At 62.5% G+C, this 3,681-nt stretch carries 5 protein-coding genes; 3 read left to right on the top strand and 2 right to left on the bottom strand.

All coding sequences use genetic code 11. The annotated features are described in order from the left end of the window. Both Q8Q83_RS03950 and Q8Q83_RS03945 read right to left on the bottom strand, forming a co-directional pair. Positions 1-569: 3-deoxy-7-phosphoheptulonate synthase (locus Q8Q83_RS03950; RefSeq protein ID WP_305621313.1), on the bottom strand; the 569-nt coding region annotated here is incomplete at its 3' end. Positions 570-812: 243 nt separating this feature from the next. Then, positions 813-1,238 (bottom strand): PilZ domain-containing protein, encoded by a 426-nt coding sequence (locus tag Q8Q83_RS03945; RefSeq protein ID WP_305621311.1) that lies wholly within the window; start codon positions 1,236-1,238, stop codon positions 813-815. A 57-nt stretch (positions 1,239-1,295) separates the two neighbouring features. On the opposite strand from Q8Q83_RS03945, the gene Q8Q83_RS03940 reads away from it, so the two are divergent. The 3 genes from Q8Q83_RS03940 to Q8Q83_RS03930 all read left to right on the top strand — a co-directional run bounded on the left by Q8Q83_RS03940 (position 1,296) and on the right by Q8Q83_RS03930 (position 3,658). Beyond that, the gene (locus Q8Q83_RS03940; protein ID WP_305621316.1) at positions 1,296-1,622 is read left to right on the top strand and encodes a thioredoxin family protein; all 327 of its coding nucleotides are present in this window, start codon (positions 1,296-1,298) and stop codon (positions 1,620-1,622) included. Further along, the gene (locus tag Q8Q83_RS03935) at positions 1,622-2,569 is read left to right on the top strand and encodes a putative 2-dehydropantoate 2-reductase (protein WP_305621310.1); all 948 of its coding nucleotides are present in this window, start codon (positions 1,622-1,624) and stop codon (positions 2,567-2,569) included. The genes Q8Q83_RS03940 and Q8Q83_RS03935 overlap by 1 nt, the downstream gene beginning before the upstream one ends. A 183-nt stretch (positions 2,570-2,752) precedes the next feature. Next, positions 2,753-3,658 carry a 5'-nucleotidase gene (locus tag Q8Q83_RS03930; protein WP_305621308.1) on the top strand — a complete coding sequence of 302 codons (906 nt, stop codon included), beginning with the start codon at positions 2,753-2,755 and terminating at the stop codon, positions 3,656-3,658. The last annotated feature ends 23 nt before the right edge of the window (positions 3,659-3,681 follow it).

Raw genomic sequence — 3,681 nt, 5'->3', positions numbered from 1 at the left:
GTGCCGTTCTTGAAGCCGACTGCCGAGGACAGGCCGGAGGCCATTTCACGGTGAGTCTGGGATTCGGTGGTGCGCGCGCCGATGGCCGACCAGCTGATCAGGTCCTGCAGGTACTGCGGGGAGATCGGGTCGAGGGCTTCGGTGGCGGTGGGCAGGCCCATTTCCGCCAGGTCGCGCAGCAGCTGGCGGCCGATATGCAGGCCGTCCTGGATCTTGAACGAGTCGTCCAGGAAGGGATCGTTGATCAGACCTTTCCAGCCGACAGTGGTACGCGGCTTCTCGAAATACACCCGCATGACCAGATAGAGGCTGTCCGACACCTCGGCGGCCAGTGCCTTGAGGCGCTCGGCATACTCGTGGGCCGCCTTGATATCGTGGATAGAGCAAGGCCCCACCACCACGAACAGGCGATGATCGGTGCCATCGAGAATATTGCGAATGACCTCGCGGCCCTGAGCGACAGTGTGCAGCGCCGTCTCGGTCAGCGGGATTTCACGCTTGAGCTGTGCCGGGGTTATCAGGGTTTCGTTGGAGGCAACGTTCAGGTCATCAATCGGTAAATCAGCCATCGTGCTTTTCATCAGGTCAGAGTCGTCAGGTCACGGGTGCCGGCCGCCAGCGCTCCCCGTGTGGCGGAGCACAGCAATATGAGCACAGCGGGGAAGCCGAACCTTAGCGCGTAAGGGCGGGCTCGACAATGGGCCTTAAGCTGTTAACAGGCGTTAACAGGTGTTGCAAACTACCTAGGTTGCCCCTTTTGATAAAAGAAAGGGGCATTAAAAACGGCCTGTTAAGCCTCTGAAGGAGTGCAATCAGTGGTTTAAACTCGCCTGGGAAAACTCCACGGCATGTTGCGCTATCCACTCCTGGGCCACCACCTCGACCGGCAAGGCATAGCCCAATTCGTGTTCGCGCTGGTGGCGGTAATGCTCAATCTGGCAGACCTGCTCGACCATGCGGGCGCGAAACAGGGTGTCCTCGTCGACAAAGGCGACTCCCACCAGATACCCCTCGTCGCTTTGCCTGTGGCACCAGGCCACCACGCCGGGGTAACGGGCGTGCTCACCGAAGATCGGAATACGCAGTTCAACTGCAGTACCGCGACGGAAAGCGCGCTTGGAATTGCATGCCACACCACCGAGACTGATATTGTTCAGGCGCTGCTTGGGCACAGGAGCATGCTTGCGCACGACCAACTCAACTGGCATATCACTGGGATGACGCAGAAAATGACGCATCTCTGACTACCTCTGATGCCATCAATTTGATACCTCAAGGGCAGTATAGTGGCTGAACTGGAACTAACCGACTTTGATGCGGATCGCCACCTACTGGACCTGCCTGGTACGTCGTTGTTGATATTTACCAGCATAGGCTGTGCCAGTTGTCGTTGGGCACGCCGCGAACTCCCGAGTTTGAGCCTGCCAGTGGCGCGATTGGCCTGGGTCGACGCGGCCTACAACGGCGGTTTAGTGGCGCGTTACGAGGTATTTAGCCTGCCTGCACTCTTCGTGGTGCGCGATGGACAATTTTATGGCGCCCTGCACAGCCGCTTGCGCGCCGCGGATCTAACCCTTGCCCTAGACGGCGCTTTGGCGCGCCCAGCTGAGGAGCTTCCCTGATGCAGGCATCCCCCCGTATCGGCATTATCGGCGCCGGTGCCATTGGTGGTTTCTACGGTTTGCTGCTGGCCCGCGCCGGCTTCGACGTGCATTTTCTGCTGCGCAGTGAGTTCACCACTGTGGCCAGCCAGGGCTTGCAGCTCAACAGCGCCGTGCATGGCGCCCTCAGCCTGCAGCCGGTGCAGGCCTATCGCAGTGCCGCCGAGATGCCGCCCTGCGACTGGTTGCTGGTAGGCGCGAAGACCACCAGCAATGCCGAACTGGCCCCGGCCATCGCCCAGGCGGCCGCACCGGGGGCCAAGGTGGTATTGCTGCAGAACGGCCTGGGCGTCGAGGACGAGTTACGCCCGCTGCTGCCGGAGTCCCTGCACCTGCTCGGCGGCCTGTGCTTTATCTGCGTGCACCGCAGCGCCCCGGGGGTGATCGAGCATCAGGCCCTGGGCGGGGTCAACCTGGGTTATCACTCGGGGCCGGCCACGGATGACGCCGAACGCCAGCAGATACTCGAACAAGGCGCCAGCCTGTTCAAAAGTGCCGGTCTGGACTCCACGGCCATGGCCAATCTGGAGCAGGCGCGCTGGCAGAAACTGGTGTGGAATGTGCCGTACAACGGCCTGGCGGTGCTGCTGGGCAGCGCCACCCGCGCCCTGATGGGCAATGCCGATAGCCGCGCGCTGATCGAGGCGATCATGCAGGAAGTGGTTGCCGCCGCAGCCGCCTGCGGCCATGCGTTGCCGCCCGGTTTTGCCGCCAAGCTGCTGGCGGCCACCGAGCGCATGCCGGATTATCAGCCGAGCATGTACCACGACTTCGTCCTGCACCGGCCACTCGAACTGCACGCCATCTATGCGGCGCCCCTGGCCGCTGCGGCCAAGGCCGGCTGCGCCATGCCGCGCACCGAGGCGCTGTATCAGGCGCTGCGCTTTCTCGAGCAACGCAATCAGTAAGAACCTGTTTACGATCTGCTGCGCGTCGGCCATCCGGCGTTAAAAACAGCCTCGGAATGCTCATTTACAACACGTAAACTGCGCTTCCTCGGCGTTTTGACCAGCCGGAGGCTGTTACTACGTAGCGCCTTGCCTGGCTCTAGCTCGCGAGATCGTAAACAGGTTCTAAGACAAGGGGCAAATATGAGCAAGGGATTGGGCGACAAGCTGGTACTGGCGATTTCCTCGCGGGCGCTGTTCGATCTGCGTGACAGCCACCTGATTTACGAGCAGCAAGGCGTCGAAGCCTACCGCCAGTACCAGATCGAGCATGAGGACGAGATCCTCGCCCCCGGCGACGCCTTTCCCCTGGTCGAGAAGCTCCTGGGCCTCAACAGCGCCCTGCAACAGCAACGGGTGGAGGTGATTCTGGTGTCGCGCAACAGCGCCGATACCGGTTTGCGCGCCTTCAACTCGATCCAGCACCATGGCCTGGGCATCTCCCGCGCCGCCTTTGTAGGTGGGCGCAGCCCCGATCCCTACCTGGCCGCCTTTGGCTGCCACTTGTTTCTCTCCACCCACGCCGAAGATGTGCGCAGCGCCCTGCGCGCCGGCTTTGGCGCGGCGACCATTCTCTCCGGCGGCGCACGCCGGGCGGCGAGCAATGAGCTGCGCATCGCCTTCGACGGCGATGCCGTGCTGTTTTCCGATGAATCCGAGCGGGTCTACCAGCAGGCCGGCCTGGAGGCCTTCCAGAGCCATGAACGCCAGTCGGCCCGCGAACTGCTTGGCGGCGGCCCGTTCAAGCCCTTCCTCGCCGCCCTGCACCGCCTGCAACAGGAGTTCCCCGAAGAACAGTGCCCGATTCGCACCGCCCTGGTCACCGCCCGCTCGGCGCCGGCCCACGAACGGGTGATCCGCACCTTGCGCGAATGGAATATCCGCCTGGATGAATCCTTCTTCCTCGGCGGCCTGGAAAAAGCCGCGATCCTGGAAACCTTCGGCGCCGACGTGTTCTTCGACGATCAGGCCGGCCACTGCGAAAAAGCCCGCGAAGTGGTCGCCACCGGGCACGTGCCACACGGCGTCAGCAACGAGCCGCAGCTCTAAGAACCTGTTTACGATCTGCTGCG

This window comes from Pseudomonas sp., assembly GCF_030696055.1.
In the GTDB taxonomy this organism is placed as follows: Bacteria; Pseudomonadota; Gammaproteobacteria; order Pseudomonadales; family Pseudomonadaceae; genus Aquipseudomonas.
Note: the sequence above shows the minus strand (reverse complement) of the source record. Positions and strands in the feature narration are given on the sequence as shown.